11 protein-coding genes are annotated in these 17,358 nt (G+C 73.8%); 4 read left to right on the forward strand and 7 right to left on the reverse strand.

Translation table 11 applies throughout. The features are described 5' to 3' along the window. Positions 1-53 precede the first annotated feature (53 nt). Complete coding sequence (locus MHY49_RS12255) at positions 54-2,570, forward strand: family 78 glycoside hydrolase catalytic domain (protein WP_239204472.1); 2,517 nt, start codon at positions 54-56, stop codon at positions 2,568-2,570. A 206-nt stretch (positions 2,571-2,776) separates the two neighbouring features. Here the strand turns inward: MHY49_RS12255 and MHY49_RS12260 are convergent, their stop codons facing one another. The 4 genes from MHY49_RS12260 to MHY49_RS12275 form a co-directional block, all read right to left on the reverse strand. Next, positions 2,777-3,628 (reverse strand): metal ABC transporter permease, encoded by an 852-nt coding sequence (locus MHY49_RS12260; protein ID WP_239204474.1) that lies wholly within the window; start codon positions 3,626-3,628, stop codon positions 2,777-2,779. After that, a complete protein-coding gene (locus MHY49_RS12265; protein WP_239204476.1) occupies positions 3,625-4,488 on the reverse strand; it encodes an ATP-binding cassette domain-containing protein in 864 nt (287 codons plus the stop codon). Before MHY49_RS12265 ends, MHY49_RS12260 begins: the two co-directional genes overlap by 4 nt. Then, positions 4,485-5,441 (reverse strand): metal ABC transporter solute-binding protein, Zn/Mn family, encoded by a 957-nt coding sequence (locus MHY49_RS12270; protein WP_239204477.1) that lies wholly within the window; start codon positions 5,439-5,441, stop codon positions 4,485-4,487. Before MHY49_RS12270 ends, MHY49_RS12265 begins: the two co-directional genes overlap by 4 nt. Positions 5,442-5,581: 140 nt before the next feature. Next, on the reverse strand, positions 5,582-7,735 hold the full coding sequence (locus MHY49_RS12275; protein ID WP_239204495.1) for an NAD(+) synthase: 2,154 nt from the start codon (positions 7,733-7,735) through the stop codon (positions 5,582-5,584). A gap of 559 nt (positions 7,736-8,294) precedes the next feature. Here MHY49_RS12275 and MHY49_RS12280 point away from each other — a divergent pair. Beyond that, positions 8,295-9,476 carry an ABC transporter ATP-binding protein gene (locus MHY49_RS12280; protein WP_239204478.1) on the forward strand — a complete coding sequence of 394 codons (1,182 nt, stop codon included), beginning with the start codon at positions 8,295-8,297 and terminating at the stop codon, positions 9,474-9,476. 5 nt (positions 9,477-9,481) lie between these two features. Beyond that, positions 9,482-10,684, forward strand: a complete 1,203-nt coding sequence (locus tag MHY49_RS12285) for an ABC transporter permease (protein ID WP_239204497.1) — start codon at positions 9,482-9,484, stop codon at positions 10,682-10,684. A gap of 51 nt (positions 10,685-10,735) precedes the next feature. Here the strand turns inward: MHY49_RS12285 and MHY49_RS12290 are convergent, their stop codons facing one another. Beyond that, complete coding sequence (locus MHY49_RS12290; protein WP_239204479.1) at positions 10,736-12,481, reverse strand: hypothetical protein; 1,746 nt, start codon at positions 12,479-12,481, stop codon at positions 10,736-10,738. 82 nt (positions 12,482-12,563) lie between these two features. Further along, on the reverse strand, positions 12,564-13,157 hold the full coding sequence (recR, locus tag MHY49_RS12295; RefSeq protein WP_152352523.1) for a recombination mediator RecR: 594 nt from the start codon (positions 13,155-13,157) through the stop codon (positions 12,564-12,566). A 108-nt stretch (positions 13,158-13,265) separates the two neighbouring features. Between recR and MHY49_RS12300 the strand changes: the two genes are divergently transcribed. Further along, positions 13,266-13,784: a GyrI-like domain-containing protein gene (locus MHY49_RS12300; protein ID WP_239204480.1), complete on the forward strand. Its 519-nt coding sequence runs from the start codon at positions 13,266-13,268 to the stop codon at positions 13,782-13,784. A 9-nt stretch (positions 13,785-13,793) separates the two neighbouring features. Here the strand turns inward: MHY49_RS12300 and MHY49_RS12305 are convergent, their stop codons facing one another. After that, the gene (locus MHY49_RS12305; protein WP_239204481.1) at positions 13,794-17,264 is read right to left on the reverse strand and encodes a DNA polymerase III subunit gamma and tau; all 3,471 of its coding nucleotides are present in this window, start codon (positions 17,262-17,264) and stop codon (positions 13,794-13,796) included. Positions 17,265-17,358 lie beyond the last annotated feature (94 nt).

Genomic DNA, 17,358 nt, shown 5'->3' on the forward strand with positions numbered 1-17,358 from the left:
CTGGAGGGCGGCGGCTCCGCTGCACGGCGGCGCGCACTACGCTGAAGCGCGTGATGACGACGCCGTCCCCACCGACCTCCCCGCCGCCCGCCGAGCACGGGCCCGGCACCGACACCGGCCCCGCTCGCGGCCTCGAGACCCTCCGCCCGCGGATCCCGCTGCCCGATGCCTGGCGGGCCGCCTGGATCACCGCCTCTCCGGGGGTCGCGGATCCGCACGCGGCCCCGATCTTCCGCCGCGCATGGGAGCTGCCCTCCCCCGTCTCCCGGGCGACGCTGCACATCTCCGGGCTCGGCACCGTACTGGCCTGGGTGAACGGCCATCCGGCGAGCGAGCAGCGTCTCGCCCCGGGACTCACGAACGCCTCCATCGCCGCCCGCGCGGTGAGCTGGGACGTGACCGCGCAGACGGCGGGGTCGATGCGCGTCTGCCTCGCCGCGGAGCTCGGGCGAGGCTTCTTCGACCTGCATTCGCCCGAGGTCTGGATGTGGTCTGAGGCGCCCTGGCGCGCCGCCCCGCGCCTGACCGCCGAGCTCCACGTGACCTGCGAGGACGGCAGCGAGCAGGTGCTGCCCACCGACGAGACCTGGCGCTGCGCGACCGGCGGCCTGCGCTTCGACAGCCTGTACGAGGGCGAGACCTGGGACGAGGCCCTCGAGCCCCATGGCTGGCGGGAGCCAGGCTTCGAGGACTCCGAGGACTCCGACTCCCACGACACCCGCGGCACCGGGACGTGGGCGCCCGTCACGGTGCTCGCTCCCGACCCCGGCCCGTCGGCCGCACTGCCACGTCCGCGCGCCGCCCGCGAGATCCCGACCACCGGGCTGCCGCTGCGCGAGGCGATGGCCGAGCCGATCCTCGTGCAGGAGACCCTGCTGCCCACCTGGACGGACCTCGGCGACGGACGCTTCGTCGGCGATCTGGGGCGCGTCGTCGCCGGCTGGACCCGTCTCGAGCCGCTCACAGACGCGCACCTCGAGGTCACCCTCGTCCACGGCGAGCGCCTCGCGGACGACGGCTCCGTGATCGCCGAGAACGCCTTCATCCCCACCGGCCGCTTCCAGCGCGACGACGTGGCGCTCGAGGGCCGGCCCTTCGAGTCCCACCACACGTACAAGGGGTTCCGGTACGTCGAGGTGCGGGGCGCCGTGCCGGGCCGGGACGCCGAGATCCTGGGCCGCGCTGCCTGGGCCGACGTGCCGCTCGTCGGCGGGACGGACAGCTCTGACCCGACCCTCGCGTGGCTCGAGGAGGCCTTCGTCGCGACCGTGCGCGCGAACCTGCACTGGGTGCTCACGGACACCCCGACCTACGAGAAGAACGGCTGGACGGGCGATGCCCAGGTGGCACTGCCGGCGCTGCTCACCCGCTTCGACCTGCGACGCTTCCTCACCAGCTGGCTCGACGACTTCCTCGACGCGCAGCGCGAGGACGGCTCGCTGCCCGTGATCGTGCCGTCGGCCGGATGGGGCTACGGCGACGGCCAGTGCGCGCCCGCGCCCGAGTGGACGACGCTGTATCCGGTGCTCGTGGACGCGCTCGAGGGCGAGTACGGCCTGGACCTGTGGCCGATCCACGGCGAGGCCGTCGAGGACTATCTGGACTTCGAGCTGGGACGGCTCGACGCGGACGGCCTCGCGGTCGGGATCCTGGGCGACTACCTCTCCCCCGGGGCCGACGGCCCGCCGCCCGAGGACGTGCGCCTGGAGTCCTCCCTGCTGCTGCACCGGGCCCTGGACGTGATCGCGCGCGCGGGCCGCAGCATCCATCGCGAGCGCTATGCGCGCGCCCGCGACGAGCTCGCCGCCCACGTGCTGCGCGTCTTCTTCGACGCCGAGCGCTCGCTCTTCGCCTCGGCGCCGCTGCACGGGCACCTCGCCGACGACGGCGCCGGGACCTCGGCCCCGTCGGACCCGGGCGCCCCCGCGGGCCCGGGCGCCACCACGGACCCGGGTTTCCGCCAGACCCCGCAGATCTTGGCCCTGGCCTCCGGGATCGTCCCCGCCGGCCACGTCGACGAGGTCCGCGCGCATCTGATCGAGGACATCCATATGCGCGGCGACCACCACGACGCCGGCTGCCTGGGCATGGCCCACCTGGGCGGAGTGCTCGTGCAGGCGGGGCGCGCGGACCTGGCGCTCGCGGTCGCCCGCAACCCCGCGCCGCCCAGCTGGGAGAGCTGGCGCCTCGCGGGCCATCGCACCCTGTTGGAGATGTGGGTCGAGCCCGTGCGCTCCCGCGCGCACTACTTCATGGGCGCCGGCGTGGACTTCGTGGCCCGCGACCTGGTGGGCCTGCACAGGACCGCTCCGGACTGGGCGACCTTCGAGCTGCGACCCGTCCTCGTCCCGGGCATCGACCGCCTCGCGGTCGAGCACCGCGGGATCCGAGCGGGCTGGGAGCAGGGGGCCGACGAGGACCAGCGCGGCGACGCGGATGGGGCCTTCGACCTGGGCATCCCCCGAGTGACGGTCCACCTCACCGTGCCCGATGGCTCCCGGGCGCTCGTGCATCTGCCGGACGGCCGCCGCCTCGAGGTCGGGCCGGGCGAGCACCGCTGGGAGCTGTGAGGGCCCGGCCGCGGCGGGCGGAGGTCCGCGAGGATCCCGTGCACTTCGCGTAGCAGGAGGTCGGGTGACGTGTCATATATGAGGTGACCCGACCTATGACTACGCGAAGTGCACGCACGCATCGAAGACCCCGGAGATCGCGCGGCTGGATGCCTGCGATCTCCCCTCCCTCCTCCGCCGTCGCCCAGCCCCAGGACCGAGCGCCCTCACCCCCGGCCGCGCGCCCCGGAGACCAGGCGGCACACCCCGTAGATCACGAAGGAGATCGTGGTGATGAAGGGGCTGATCGGCACGGAGCTGCCCGCGGCCAGCAGCACGCCGCCCACGGAGGCGGCGAGCGCGAAGGCGACCGACAGCAGCGTGACCCGCACGGGTGAGGCGCTCAGACGCATGGCGGCCGCCGCCGGGGTGACCAGCAGCGAGAGCACGAGCAGCGCGCCGACGATCTGCACGGAGACGGCGACGGCCGCTCCCAGCAGCACCATGAACACGACCGAGAGCGCGCGCGTGGGCACGCCGCGGGCCTGGGCGGTGACGGGGTCCGTGGAGGCGAACAGCAGCGGCCGCCAGATCACCAGCAGCCCTGCGGCGACGAGCGCGCAGATCACCAGCAGCGAGGTGATCTGGGGGTTGTCGATGGCGACGATCTGCCCGGTGAGCAGGCCGAACTTGTTCGAGGCGCGCCCGGAGTAGAGGGAGAGGCTGAGGATGCCGAGTCCCAGTCCGAAGGGCATGAGCACGGCGGTCGCGGAGTTGCGGTCGCGCGCCCGTGATCCCAGCACGCCGATCACGAGCGCGGCGAGCATCGAGCCGATGAGCGAGCCGGGCACCACGCCCGCGCCGAGCAGCAGCCCCACGGAGGCGCCGGCGAAGGACAGCTCGCTGATGCCGTGGACGGCGAAGGCCATGTCCCGCATCATCACGAACACGCCGATCAGACCGCCCACCACCCCGAGGGCGACGCAGGCGATGATCGTGTTGCGCAGCAGTGGCAGCAGCTCCGCGTAGTCGGAGAAGTCGACGACCTGGGAGAGCACCTGGGAGAGCTGGTCGCTCATCGGGCGCCTCCCGCCTGTGCGTGGTCGTCGGCCGCGCGCGGGGCGAGCACGGCGTCGTCGTCATGGTGCTGGTGGTCGGGGACGCCCGCGACGAGGACGCGGCCGTGCAGGCGCAGCACGTCGACCTGGACGCCGTAGAGGTCGCTGAGGACGTCCGAGCGCAGCACCTCGTCGGGGGTGCCGATGCGGAAGCGCGACCCGGCGATGTAGAGGACGCGGTCCACGATGTCCAGGATCGGGTTCACGTCGTGGGTCACGAAGAGGACCCCCAGGTCGAGGCGGGTGCGGGCGTCGTCGACGAGGCGGGCGACCATCCGCTGGTGCGGGAGGTCGAGGGAGAGCAGCGGTTCGTCGCACAGCAGCAGGTCGGGGTCGGCCGCGAGGGCCTGCGCGATCCGCAGGCGCTGCTGCTCGCCGCCGGAGAGGCGGGAGACGGGGGCGTCGGCATAGCGGCTCGCGCCGACGGCGGCGAGCAGCTCGTCGACCCGCTCGCGGGCCGCGCGGCGCGGCAGGGGCAGACCCCAGCGGTCGCCGTCGAGCCCGAGGCGCACCAGGTCACGGCCGCGCAGGGGGAGTCCGTCGTCGGCCAGGCGCTGCTGCGGCACGAGCCCGATGCGTCGGCTCCCGCGCCCCACCTCGCGGCCGAGCAGTCGGATGCTGCCCGCGCTCAGCGGCTCGAGACCGAGGATCGCGCGCAGCAGCGTGGACTTGCCCGAGCCGTTCGCGCCGAGCACGGCGATGACCTCGCCGCGGCGCACGTCGAGGTCGACGTCCTGCCACAGCACGCGGTCGCCGAAGCGCTTGGTCGCCCCGCGCAGGGTGAGCAGGGGCGGCGCGGCGGGGTCGTTGCCGTCCGTCACTTGCCCAGCGCGTCCTCGAGCGCGTCGAGGTTCGAGCTCATCCAGGCGACGTAGTCCTTGCCGTCGGGCAGGGTCTCGGTGACGCCGACGACGGGCACGTCCGCGTCCTCGGCGGCCTTCTTGACCTGCTCGGTCTGCGGTCCCGCGGTCTGCTCGTTGTAGGCGAGGAGGTCGACCTCGTGGTCGGCGAACAGGTCGAGGGTCTCCTTGAGCACCGAGGCGGAGACGTCGTCGCCCTCCTCGATGGCCTCGCTGAACTCCTTCGGGGTGCGGTTGGTGAGACCGACGGCCTCGAGCATGTACAGCGGGACGGGCTCGGTGATGGCGACGCCCTTGCCCTTCGCGCTCGAGGAGAGGTCCTTCTCGCGGTCCTCGAGGTCTTCGATCGCGCTCGCGAGCTTCGTGCCGTTGGCCTCGAAGTCGGCCTTGCCCTCGGGGTGGGCGGCGCTGAGGGCGGTGACGAGCTCGTCGATGACCTTGCGGACGGTCGGGAAGTCGTACCAGACGTGCTCGTTGAGCTCCTCGCCCTTCTCGGCCTTGTAGCCGGAGATGGTGACGGCGTCGAGCACGGTGGCCGACGAGTTCCCGGCGGAGGAGAGCATGCGCGCGACGAAGTCGTCGTAGCCGCCGCCGTTCTCGAGGACGATCCGGGCCTTCTTCAGGGCGAGCTGGTTGCGGGTCGAGGCCTCGTACTCGTGGGGGTCGGCCTCCGGGTCGGTGATCAATGAGGTCACCTCGACGAGGTCCCCGCCGACCTGCGAGGCGATGTCTCCCCAGACGTTCGTCGAGGCGACGAGCGCGACGGCGGCGTCGCTGCCTCCTCCGTCGGACCCCGATCCCGAGTCGGAGCCGGCTCCCGAGCCGGAGCCGGAGTCGTTCCCGCTCGAGCAGGCGGCGAGAGTGGTCGCGGCCAGGGCCGCGGGGAGGGCGAGGAGCAGGGAGCGACGCTTCATGGGGTGTCCTTCTCAGGGGCGAGGGCGGTGCGCGCGGCACCGGCTGACACGCTCACGATAATCGTTCGCATTAAAGCGGAACGACGAGAGGCACCGAATGTGGCGCACAGAACGCGACGACCCGGCCAGGCCACCCGCCGTCAGTCCCCGGGGACGTCCCGTTCGAGCTCGGCGAGCCAGGCGCGGCCGCTCACGTCCGAGGGCATCCGCCAGTCGCCGCGCGGGGACAGCGAGCCGCCCGCGAGGACCTTCGGGCCGTTGGGCACCGCGGAGCGCTTGAACTGGTTGCTGAAGAAGCGGCGGACGAACACCGTCAGCCAGTGCTTGATCTCCGCCCGCGTATAGGCGCGGCGGTCCTCCTCGGGATAGCCGACGGGCCACTCGCCCGCCTCCACGTCCCCCCAGGCCTGGTGGGCCAGGTAGGCGATCTTCCCGGGGCCGTAGCCGCGGCGCAGCATGTGGTAGAGCGTGAAGTCGTGGAGGGCGTAGGGGCCGATGGAGTCCTCGGTGGACTGCGCCTTCTGGCCCTCCGCGTGCGGGATCAGCTCGGGGGTGATCTCGGTGTCGAGCACCGCCTGCAGGACCTCGCCGGTGTGCTCGTCGAAGATGCCCTCGCGGATGACCCACCGGATGAGGTGCTGCATGAGGGTTTTGGGGACGCCCGAGTTCACCGTGTAGTGGCTCATCTGGTCGCCCACCCCGTAGGTGCACCAGCCCAGGGCCAGCTCCGAGAGGTCGCCGGTGCCCACCACGATCCCCCCGTGGTGGTTGGCCAGGCGGAACAGGTAGTCGTAGCGCATGCCGGCCTGGACGTTCTCGAAGGTCACGTCGTACACGGGCTCGCCGTCGCCCGCGGGATGGCCCATGTCCTTCAGCATCTGGGTGCACGCGGGGCGGATGTCGATCGTCTCGAAGCTCGCGCCGAGGGCCTCGGCCAGCAGCTCGGCGTTGGAGCGGGTGCGCTCGGTGGTCGCGAAGCCCGGCATGGTGTACGCGAGGATCTCGGAGCGATCGCGGCCCAGCAGGTCCATCGCCCGCGCGCACACGATGAGCGCGTGCGTGGAGTCCAGGCCGCCGGAGACGCCGATGACCGGCTTGGTGCCGCCGGCCTTGTCGCCGCCGATCGCCCGCAGGCGCTGGACGAGCCCCGCGACCTGGATGCTGTAGGCCTCAAAGCAGTCCTGGGCGAGGCGCGAGGGGTCGTCGGGCACGAAGGGGAAGCGGTGCAGGGGCCGACGGACGGGGCCGGTGGCGGGTCGCTCGGGGCGGGAGACCCGCCCGTCGCCGGGGTCGCCCCCGACCGAGTTCCAGACCAGCTGCTGGCCGGGACCGTACGCCCGCGGGTCGTCGTCGGGGAAGCCGACGAGGGTGCCGAACAGCGAGAAGTCGTACCTGTCGTAGGCGGGAAGGCTCTCCTCGAGGGTCCGACGATTGTCGTCGAAGGTCCCCTGGCGTCGGCGCTCGGCGATGATCCGGTCGAGGTCGACGTCCACGATCGTGGCGCTCGTGCCCTGCGGGAAGCGCTCGGACTCCCCCAGCAGATCACCGCACTCGTAGACGAACGTCTGCCCGTCCCACGCGAGGTCCGTCGTGGACTCCCCTTCTCCGGCAGCCGCGTAGACGTAGGCGGCCTGGCAGCGGGCCGAGGCGCTGCGGGCGAGGAGCTTGCGGTCCTCGGCGCGACCGATGGTGATCGGCGACCCCGAGAGGTTCACGAGCACCGTGGCTCCCTCGAGCGCTGCCATCGAGGACGGAGGGACCGGCACCCACATGTCCTCGCAGATCTCCACGTGGATCGTGAGCCCGCGGATGTCGTCCGCCGGGTAGATCCGGTGCGGGGTCACGCTGAACACGTGCCGACCGGCCACGGTGATCATCTCGTCGACGTCATCACCGGGAGCGAACCATCGCCGCTCGTAGAACTCCCGATAGGTGGGGAGGTTCGACTTCGGCGCCGCCCCGAGGACCTCGCCGTGGTGGATGACGACGGCGCAGTTCATGACACGCGAGCGCACGCGCAACGGGGCGCCGACGATGATCACCGGCAGAAGATCCTCGCTCGCCCGGACCAGGGTGTCGATGGCCTCCTCCACCGCGTCCAGCAGCGGATCCTGCAGCACCAGGTCGTCGAGCGAGTAGCCGGTGAGGCTCAGCTCGGGGAACACCGCCACCGCGACCTTCTGCTCGTCGAGATCCGCGAGCGCCTCCAGGTGGCGCCGGGCGTTGGTCGCGGGATCCGCGAGCGCGACCGGCAGCGTCACCGCCGCGACCCGCGCGAAACCGTGGTCGTAGATCGAGGTCGACGGGCGGGTCGACGAGCCGGCCGGGCGGGTCGAGGCGGCGTCCGACGGGGTGCTGGCGCTGGTCTGCGAGGTCACGCGCCCAGCGTACCCAGGCGTCACAAGCGGTGCCGCTGCCGCTGACCACCCGGACTGCACGGCCGAGGGGCTCACACGCGTCCGGCCGTCGGCCACCTCGGTCCATCCCTGCACCCACGGCTCACGGAGGACGGAGCTCGGCTCACGGCACACTGCTCGCGGGATGTCTGTCCTGGACGGGCCGAGGGTGAGGAGCCGTGGCGATATCGCCACGGCTCCTCACCCTCGGCCCGTGCGCGACACGGACCGCCCGCATCGCCCGCCGCAGCGGCGCCAGCGGCGCCAGCGGAGGACGACGGCGACGACGACGGCCCACCGTCCACCGCCAGCCCACCAGCCCGTCGGCCCGCCGCTGCCGCCGCGCGCGTCCGCCGCGCCTCCTTCACGCTTCCTCCCCAGCACCTCCCCTGCTCGTGCCCTCCGAATTCGCAGGATCCCCGTGACGGCGGTCTCCCCACCTGCTTGGATCGAAGGCGTGAGCACCTCATTGCCCTCGTTCGAGCCGCCGACCGACGACTCCCCGCCGCCGACCGACGATCCCGTGCGTCAGCCGCCGGCCTCCGGCACCATCCCGTCGGGCCCCGACGGCACCATCCCGTCAGGCCCTGAGGGCGCCGTCCCGTCGGCCCACGACCGCTCCCTTCCCTCGGACCCGCAGCACCCGGCCGCGCCGTCGTCGCCGCAGCAGCCGGGCGACGCCTCGGCCGTCCCGCCGGCGATCATCGCGGCGGGCGTCTCGCGGTCCTTCGGGGCCGTGCACGCGGTGCGCGGGCTGAGCTTCACCGCGCAGGTGGGATCGGTGACCGCACTGGTCGGCCCCAACGGGTGCGGCAAGTCCACGCTCATGCTCATGCTCGCGGCGCTGCTCGCGCCCGACGCCGGCCACATCCGCATCGGCGGCGTCGACCCGGCGCAGAACCCGACGGCCGTGAAGGCGATGGTGGGCTGGATGCCCGACCAGTTCGGCGCCTGGGACTCGCTGCGCGTGCGGGAGGTCCTCGAGGTCATCGCCTCCTCGTACTTCCTGCCGCGCGAGGTCGCCCGCGGACGCATCGAGCGCCTGCTGGACGAGCTCGACCTGCGGTCCCTGGCCGAGCAGCGCGCCCACGTGCTCTCCCGCGGGCAGAAGCAGCGCCTGGGACTGGCCCGGGCGCTCATCCACGAGCCGCGCGTGCTGATCCTCGACGAGCCGGCATCGGGGCTCGACCCGGCCGCCCGGCGCCGCCTGCGCGACGTGCTGCGCTCCCGTGCGGAGGCCGGGGCGTGCGTGCTGATCTCGAGCCACATCCTCTCCGAGCTCGAGGAGATGGCCGACTCCGTGGTGCTCATGGACCGCGGGGAGGTCGTGGACTCCTCGAGCCTGCGCGACCTCGCCCACCGGCCCCGCACCTGGCGCATCGAGGGGCTCTCGGCCGGTGCGCTGCGCGCGGCGCTGACGGCCCTGAACGTCCACGGCACCGAGGTGCGCGAGGGCGAGCGGACCACGAGCGGCCACGCCGAGGCGCTCATGGCCCTGCCCGACGAGGCGACCGCCGCGCGGCTGCTGCGCGACCTGGTCGCCCAGGACGCGCAGGTCGTCGGCTTCTCCCCCACCACCGGCCGTCTCGAGGCCGCCTATCTGCGCACAGATGCCGCGCGACGGGAGGGATCCCTGTGAGCACCATGGCCCCGCCTCCCGCGCACCAGCCCTCGTCCCAGCCGCCGTCCCAGTCCTCGTCCCAGCCGCCATCCCAGCCGCCGTCCCAGCCGTCGTCGGCCCCTCCGCCCGATCCCGGCGTGCGCCCGCGCCGCTCCGCCTGGGCGGCCACCCCGCGCGGCGTCGCGCTGATGGCCGGGCTCGAGCTGCGCCAGAAGGTGCGCTCCGTGCGCTGGTACGTCGCGCTCGCGGTGTGGTTCGTGGTGCTCACCGGCACGAGCGCGCTCGTGCTGGGCGCGTTCTGGCTGAACACGCAGGCCTTCGGGGACATGGAGGGGGTCTCGCGGGTCGTCTACTCGCTGATCGTGCTGTTCCTCGTGTTCGCGATGATGCTCGTGCTGCCCGCGCTGAGCGCCGGCGCGATCAACGGCGAGCGCAGCACCGGGACCCTCGCGATCCTGCAGGTCTCGCTGCTCACGCCCATGGAGATCGCGCTGGGCAAGCTCGCGGCCGGCTGGGCGACGGGTCTGGCCTTCGTCGCCGCCGCGCTGCCGGCACTGCTGCCCGCGGCGCTGATCGGCCAGATCTCCCCGCTGTACGTGCTGCGCGTGCTCGCGATGATCGCGGCGATCGCCCTGTGCATCACCGCCGTCGGCATCGGGTTGTCCGCGCTCGCCTCGAGGCAGCTGGGCTCCGTGGTCCTCGCCTATCTGGTGGTGCTCGGCACCACCTTCGTGCTGCCGATCATCTGGGGCGCGAGCTCGGTGCTGCTCGTCCAGCATCGCGAGGTCACCATCTACGAGCAGTCCTACGACGCCGAGAGCGACCAGGTCGGCCAGTGCGTCACCCGCCAGCAGCAGCGCGACGTGGTGCGCACGGATATCCCGCTCGTGCTCATGTGGCCGAACCCGATGGTGCTCGTGGCAGACATGGCGCCGTCGCTCGACCTCGATCGCTCGGGCATGGATCCCGCGTCGTTCGACCTGCTGAGCACGATCTCGCTGGGCATCCGCTACGCCGCCGATCCCACGCATCCCTCGAACTTCAACGAGTGCTACGACGACGAGTCGCCCGGCTACCCGACGGATCTGGGCAGCCCGCAGGATCATCCCGTCTGGCCGATGGGCCTGGGCATGTGGGTGCTCGCCGGAACCGGCGGACTCGCCTTCACGGTGCGGCGCCTGGCGACGCCCCAGCGCCGCATGGGACGCGGCGAACGCATCGCCTGATCGGCAGGTCGGGCGATCGGGCCGACGTCGCTGCCCGCACCCGGCCCGCGCTCAGCGCTCGCGCAGCTCGGTGGTCGAGCCCGGGATGGCGTGCCCGGGGGCCTGCCTCCGGCCGCCACCGGGCGTCGGGGCACCGTCGTCGGCGCCGAAGTCCGGGAGGCCGACGGGTGCGTCGCCCACTCCCGGTGCGCCGGTCGCCCCGGAGCCCGTCGGCCCCGCGCTCCCAGCGCCACCGGACCCGCCCGACCCGGAGTGTCCCGCCGTCCCGTCCGGATCGGGGCCGACGGGCTCGAGGCCGTACTCGCCGACCTCGGCGCGCCGGCGTCGACGGATCTCGGCGATCACCACGGGGTCGTCCGCACGGTCGGCGCGCGTGCCGAACAGCGGGGCGACCATGGCCCACGGGGTGCGCCGGCGCATGTACGCCCCGGCCCGCCCGTAGACCACGTAGCGCAGGTGGCGGCGCATGGCCCAGGTGCCCGCGACGCCGACGAACGGGACCAGCACGAGCACGTCGAGCACGAGCCACACCCATCCCACGGCGGTGAGCGCGCCCGCGAGGGCCAGCGTCATGCCCAGCACGACCACCGCGATCAGCACCACCCCTGCCTGCGCGAGGCCCGTGCGGGTCGCGACGGCGCCCTCCCACGGGTTCACGGCCACCCGGTCCGACCAGACCGGATGGGTGCGCAGGTCGGTGACGCGACCGCGCAGGGAACGGCTGGTGCGGATCGCCGCGAACGGAGCGAGGCCCAATCCCAGCGCGGTGAGGGCTCCCAGCGGGACGGAGATCACGAGCAGCTGCCACGGAAGCTGCGCGGGCGCCTGCTGCTGCCAGCTGCTGACCGAGCTCAGGCGGGAGAACAGCACGACCACGTCGGTGATCGCGAAGACGATCCATGCGAGCCCCAGCCCGGCGGGGACCACCCACAGGCACCAGCCGCGCGCGGTCACGCGCAGGGCGCGCAGCACCGATGCGGGCCCGAACTCCTCGCGGTGGGGCGGGAGATGGCGGCGATCCTGCGCGCGCAGGCGCCCGGCGGCCTCGCGTCGCTCCTCGCGCGGCCCGATCATGACCGTGCGCTCGAGCTCCCCGGGCGAGGGCACGCCCAGCAGACGGGGCGCGGAGAGCACGCGCCGCAGGATGGTCTGGGCGATCAGGCACAGGCCGATCCCCATGGCCAGCGAGCTGAGGGCACCCGCGCTGAGTCCTCTCCACTGCAGCGGCGCCTGCACCATCACGGCGAGGACCAGCAGGGCGATCACCGCGTACGCGGGGGCGAGCAGCGGCAGCGCGGCGCGCAGGGAGACCGCCCGCTGGAAGGCCGTCTCGTCCAGCAGTTCGCGGGGACGGATCCTGCCCGCCCATGCCGCGGAGGCCGAGAGCAGCAGCAGGGAGAGCGCGGTCGCCAGCAGGGGCAGCCCGAGGAAGGCGAACAGGAGCCCGCCGCCGCTGAAGCCCATCATCACGGTGGTCTGGCGCAGCAGGGAGGAGTCCGCGATCGCGGCGAGCAGCGAGAGCAGCCAGAAGGTGGGCGAGGTGCCCAGCACGTAGAGCGCGACCAGGCACAGCCACAGGGGCCAGAGCACGAGGGCCGCCGCCCAGCTGCGCCGGATCAGGCGCCGCAGCAGGTCGCGCCGGGAGTCCAGCAGGTACTCCTCGGGCAGCACGGACGCGGGGTCCGTCGGCGGCACGCGGCGCGGCTCGGGCAGGCGCAGCAGCGGCGGACGGCCACCGGCCGTGGAGGACCAGGAGGCGTTCGGGGCGCCGGCGGGATCCGGCGCGGGATGCGACACGGGAAGCGGCGCAGGGTGCGATGCAGGTGAGGAATACGAGGGGTGCGGGGGATGCGAGGGCGGCTGGGTCATCGCTGCGCCCTCACACGCTCTGGCGCCCCAGGAAGGCGCGCCCCAGGGTGAGCTCGTCGGCGTAGTCGAGGTCGCCGCCGACGGGCAGCCCGGAGGCGAGGCGGGTGACGGTGATGTCCATGGAGCCGAGCAGGCGCGAGAGGTAGGCGCTGGTGGCCTCGCCCTCCACGTTCGGGTCCAGGGCGAGGATGACCTCCTCGGTCTCGCCGCTGCCCAGGCGCTTCATGAGCTCGGCGATGCGCAGGTCGTTGGGGCCGACGCCGCCGATCGGGTCGATCGCGCCGCCGAGCACGTGGTAGCGGCCCTTGAACTCGCGGATCCGCTCGATGGCGACGATGTCCTTGGACTCCTCGACCACGCAGATCACGGCGTCGCTGCGGCGCGGGTCGGTGCAGATCCGGCAGCGCTCCTCGGCCGAGACGTTGCCGCAGATCTCGCAGAAGCGCACGGTCTCCTTGACGCGGATGAGCACGTCGGCGAGCGCGCGCACGGACTGCTCGTCGGCGTCCAGGAGATGGAACGCGATGCGCTGCGCGGATTTGGGACCGATCCCGGGCAGCTTGCCGAGCTGGTCGATCAGGTCCTGGACGATGCCTTCGTACACCCTGCCACTCTAGGCGAGGGGGCCGACGTCCCAGAGCATGCGCGCCCCGCGTTCGCGAGGGGCCGATCACGCGGCTACCGTGGGCGCAGGATCGACGAAGGAGCCGCGATGTCCCTGCCCGCCCCGTACGACGCCGACGCCCCGGTGACCGAGCTGCGCATCGCGGAGGCGCCCGTGGTGCGCACCGTGGTGGTCTCTCGCGAGGACTTCCCCGTGTTCAAGCTGCCGCAGCTGATGGACGGCGTGTTCTCGCATCTCGCAGGCGCGCTCGCGGAGCGCGGGATCCACCCGACGGGCGCCGCGTTCGCCCTGCACCACCGCTTCCCCGTGGACACGGCCGACCTCGAGGTCGGCTTCCCCGTCGACGGCCTGCTCGAGAGCCCGCTCGAGCTGCCGAGCGGCTTCACCGCACAGGCCTCGAGCCTGCCCACGGGTCGCGTGGCGATGCTCAGCCATCTGGGCGGCTACGGCGCACTGGGCGACGCGTGGGGCGCGTTCATGGAGGCGGTCGGCGAGGCGGGCGAGCAGTCGCGCTTCCCGATCTGGGAGCTCTACGTGTCCAACCCCGCGGAGACGAAGGATCCGTCCACGCTGCGCACGGACCTGTTCTCGCTGCTCGAGGAGTAGCGGCGCGCCTCACCGGGTCTCGTCGATGATCTCCAGAACCTTCCCGCCCAGCACGGTCTCGGCGATCTCGCGTCCGCTGCGCGTGGCGACCTGCCCGGCGTCCACGTCCTCGTCGTACCAGGTGGCGCCGCCCGTCGGGTCCTCGTCCTGCGCATCGGGCTCGGGCGGCGCCTCGGCGGCGGAGCCGCGGCGCTGCACCGGCTGACTGCGGGAGGCGAGCACGGCCTCGCGCGCGAGCGCGGCGCCCGTCGAGCGGGTCGCCGGGGCGGGAGCTGCCGAGGACGCCGATGCGGCGGACTGTGCGGACGGGGCGGGGGCCGACGGCGCGGAGGCCGGTGCGGCCGACGCCGCGGACGCCGCGGACGGCGGGGCGGACGCCGACGAGGCCGACGCCGCCGAAGGAGCCGGGGCCGCGGAGGTCGCGGACCCGGCGGGAGGGGCGACCGAGGACAGGGCCGACGACCAGTCCGCGTCAGACGATGCCGAAGGCGCAGACGGCGCAGGGACCGGCTCGGGATCCGGAGCGGAAGCGTCTCCGACCTCCGGGGGCTGCGCGACGTCCCCGCTGTCGCTGATGCCGCTGCCGCTGCCGCTGATGCCACCGGCGACGTCGTCGCCACCGATGTTGTCGCCACCGCTGGCATCGCTCGCGCTGTCGCTCTGCCCACCGACGGGCGGGAGGGAGCGGACGGGGCGCCCGGACTCGATCGCCTTCTTCAGCGCGGCCTGCCCGTGGGTGCGCGGGACGTCACCGGAGAGCGTGTCACGGCCCTCGTCATGGACCTCGAGCACCTCACCGGTCTGCGCGGGGCTGGTCTCCGCGGCGTCTTGCGCGGTCGCGTCCGGCACTGACGTGTCCTGCGCGTCAGCACTCCCCTGCGCAGGGGAACCGCCCGACGGGGCTGATGACGTCCTCGTGGTCTCGGACCCCGGCGTCCCGGGCGCCGCGGTCCCCCGTGCCGAGGCGGGCCGCGCCACAGGCCGATCGGCAGGGCCGGGCGCGAAGGAATCCCGCGGGTCCGGCGGGTAGGAGTCCTCCGGCTCGGGCGGATAGGGGTCGTCGTCGGGCTCCGGCGGGAAGTCGTCATGCGGCGCCGCGTCGCCCCACGGGGCGGTTCCGCCACGCGGCGCCCGGCCACCGGCTTCGGCGGCGGGACGATTCTGCGACGCGGACTGCAGCGAGAACTGGGCGGAGGTCTGCGACGACGCCTGCGGGCGCGCCGGGGACCCCTGCGATCGCGGATCCTGCCGGCCGGGCGCATCCGCGCCGCGAGGAACGTTCTGCGCCTCGCCCTGCGCACCCCGCGGAGCCGGGGCGGCGGATGCGCCCGACGCTCCCGCGTCGGGACCACTGGGCGCGCCGCCCGGCCCGCTGCCACCGGCGGGGCCGTCGCCGCCGGCCGGGCCGTCGTCCGAGGGATTCTCGTCGAGCACCGCCTCCACGGTGACGTCCTGGTGCATGATCTTCCGCACCGCCTGCGCAAGGTTCTCCGCACCGGTGCCGCGCCCGAACGCGCTGAGCAGGCCGCCGGAGCGGAAGGAGATCGTCAGCCTCCCCCCGCTCAGGTCGGCGACGTGCGCGTGCTGGGAGACGAGCGCCCACGAGGGCCGACGGATCTGCTGCAGCTCCTCGAGGATCGCCGACCAGTGCTCGCGGACCTCCTGCGCACCACCGCCGGATGCGGGCTGCGCCGCCTGGTCGGGCTGGCCGTCAGCGCCCTGGGCAGGAGCGGACGGCTGCGCGGGCGCCGCCTCCGGCTCCGGTGCGTCCGACCCGGACGCCTCGACGGGTCGGGTGTCAGTCGTCGCGCTCCCGGGGATCGCCGCGACCGGGCCCCAGTCGTCGTCAGCCGCGGGCGCGGACTGCTCGCCCACAGCACCGGCGGATGCGCCGGACTCGGGCTGGGTCTTCTCCGCCCCCTGCGCGGTCGGCGCGGCCGCGGGCGCGGGCTGCGCGGACCGTGCGGACGACGGCTCGTCCACCGTCTGACGCGCCGGCTCCTCCGCGCCCGGACGCGAGGACTCAGGTCCCGGAGCAGGGGCAGCGGCCGGAGCAGGCGCGGCCGACGCCGCGCTCGCGCTGCGACCCTGCCCCGAGGCGGAGTGCTGCTGGGCGATCCTGCGGGCCTCCTCGCGACCGGAACCGGCCTGCGTCCCGCCGCCCTGTGCGCCGCGGCCCTGTTCCTCGCCGGCCTGCGCGCTCCCGCCCGCGTTCGGCAGCGCGGCGCGCGCCGCAGCGGCCCCGCTGCGGCCCGCGGGCGCTCTGCCGGTCGCTCCCGCACCGGCAGCACCCGACCCGGGGGCTCCGGGGCCGGAACCTCCGGCTCCGCCCGGCGCACCGCCGGGGGCGGCACCGGCGACGGGGACCGCGGCGACCTGCTGGCCGCGCAGCAGCAGCCGCGCCGCGAGCAGCTCGAGGTGCAGACGCGGACTGGTCGCACCGGACATGGTGCTGAGCGCCTGGTTCACGAGATCGCCGCTGAGGGAGAGGTCGGCGACGGGGAACCAACCGACCTGCTCGCGCATGCGCTCGAGCTCGGCGTCGGGGACCTCGGGCAGCAGCTCATGGCCGCGCTCCGGGACCGCCGCGAGCACGATGAGGTCGCGCAGTCGCTCCAGGAGGTCCTCGACGAAGCGGCGCGGCTCGTGGCCGGTCTCCAGGACCCGCTCGATCGCCCGGTAGAGGGTCCCGGCGTCGCGCTGGCCGATCGCGGTGATCGCCTCGTCCAGCAGCGAGGTGTCGGTGAAGCCGAGCAGGCTGATCGCCGTCTCGTAGTCCACGCCGTCCTCGCCGGCGCCGGCCATCAGCTGGTCGAGCACCGACATGGTGTCGCGCGCGGAGCCGCCGCCCGCGCGCACCACGAGCGGCAGCACGCCCTCGCCGACCTGCACGCCCTCGGCCGCGCAGACCTGCTCGAGGTACGGGGTGAGGATCTGCGGCGGGATCAGCCGGAACGGGTAGTGGTGGGTGCGCGAGCGGATGGTGCCGATGACCTTGTCCGGCTCGGTGGTCGCGAACACGAACTTCACGTGCTCGGGCGGCTCCTCGACGAGCTTCAGCAGCGCGTTGAACCCGGCCGAGGTCACCATGTGCGCCTCGTCGATGATGAAGACCTTGTACCGGTCGCGCGCGGGCGCGAAGGTCGCGCGCTCGCGCAGCTCGCGGGCGTCGTCCACACCGCCGTGGCTCGCGGCGTCGATCTCGACCACGTCGAGGCTGCCGGGGCCGTTGCGCGCGAGGTCGCGGCACGAGTCGCACTCGCCGCACGGCGTGTCCGTCGGCCCCTGCTCGCAGTTCAGGCAGCGCGCGAGGATGCGGGCCGATGTCGTCTTGCCGCAGCCGCGCGGCCCCGAGAACAGGTAGGCATGGCCCACCCGGCCGTTGCGCATGGCGCGCATGAGCGGCACGGTGACGTGGTCCTGGCCGATGACCTCGGCGAAGGACTCAGGGCGGTAGCGACGGTACAGAGCGGTGACCACCCGACAAGGCTAACGGGGCGGTGGGACCCACGGGACCGCTGTGGGCGACGGTGCCATGGGGAGGACCCGCGGGCCCCGCCCGTCGGCCCGGGCC

The sequence above is a fragment of the Brachybacterium sp. ACRRE genome, from assembly GCF_022346485.1.
Taxonomy (GTDB): Bacteria; Actinomycetota; Actinomycetes; order Actinomycetales; family Dermabacteraceae; genus Brachybacterium; species Brachybacterium halotolerans.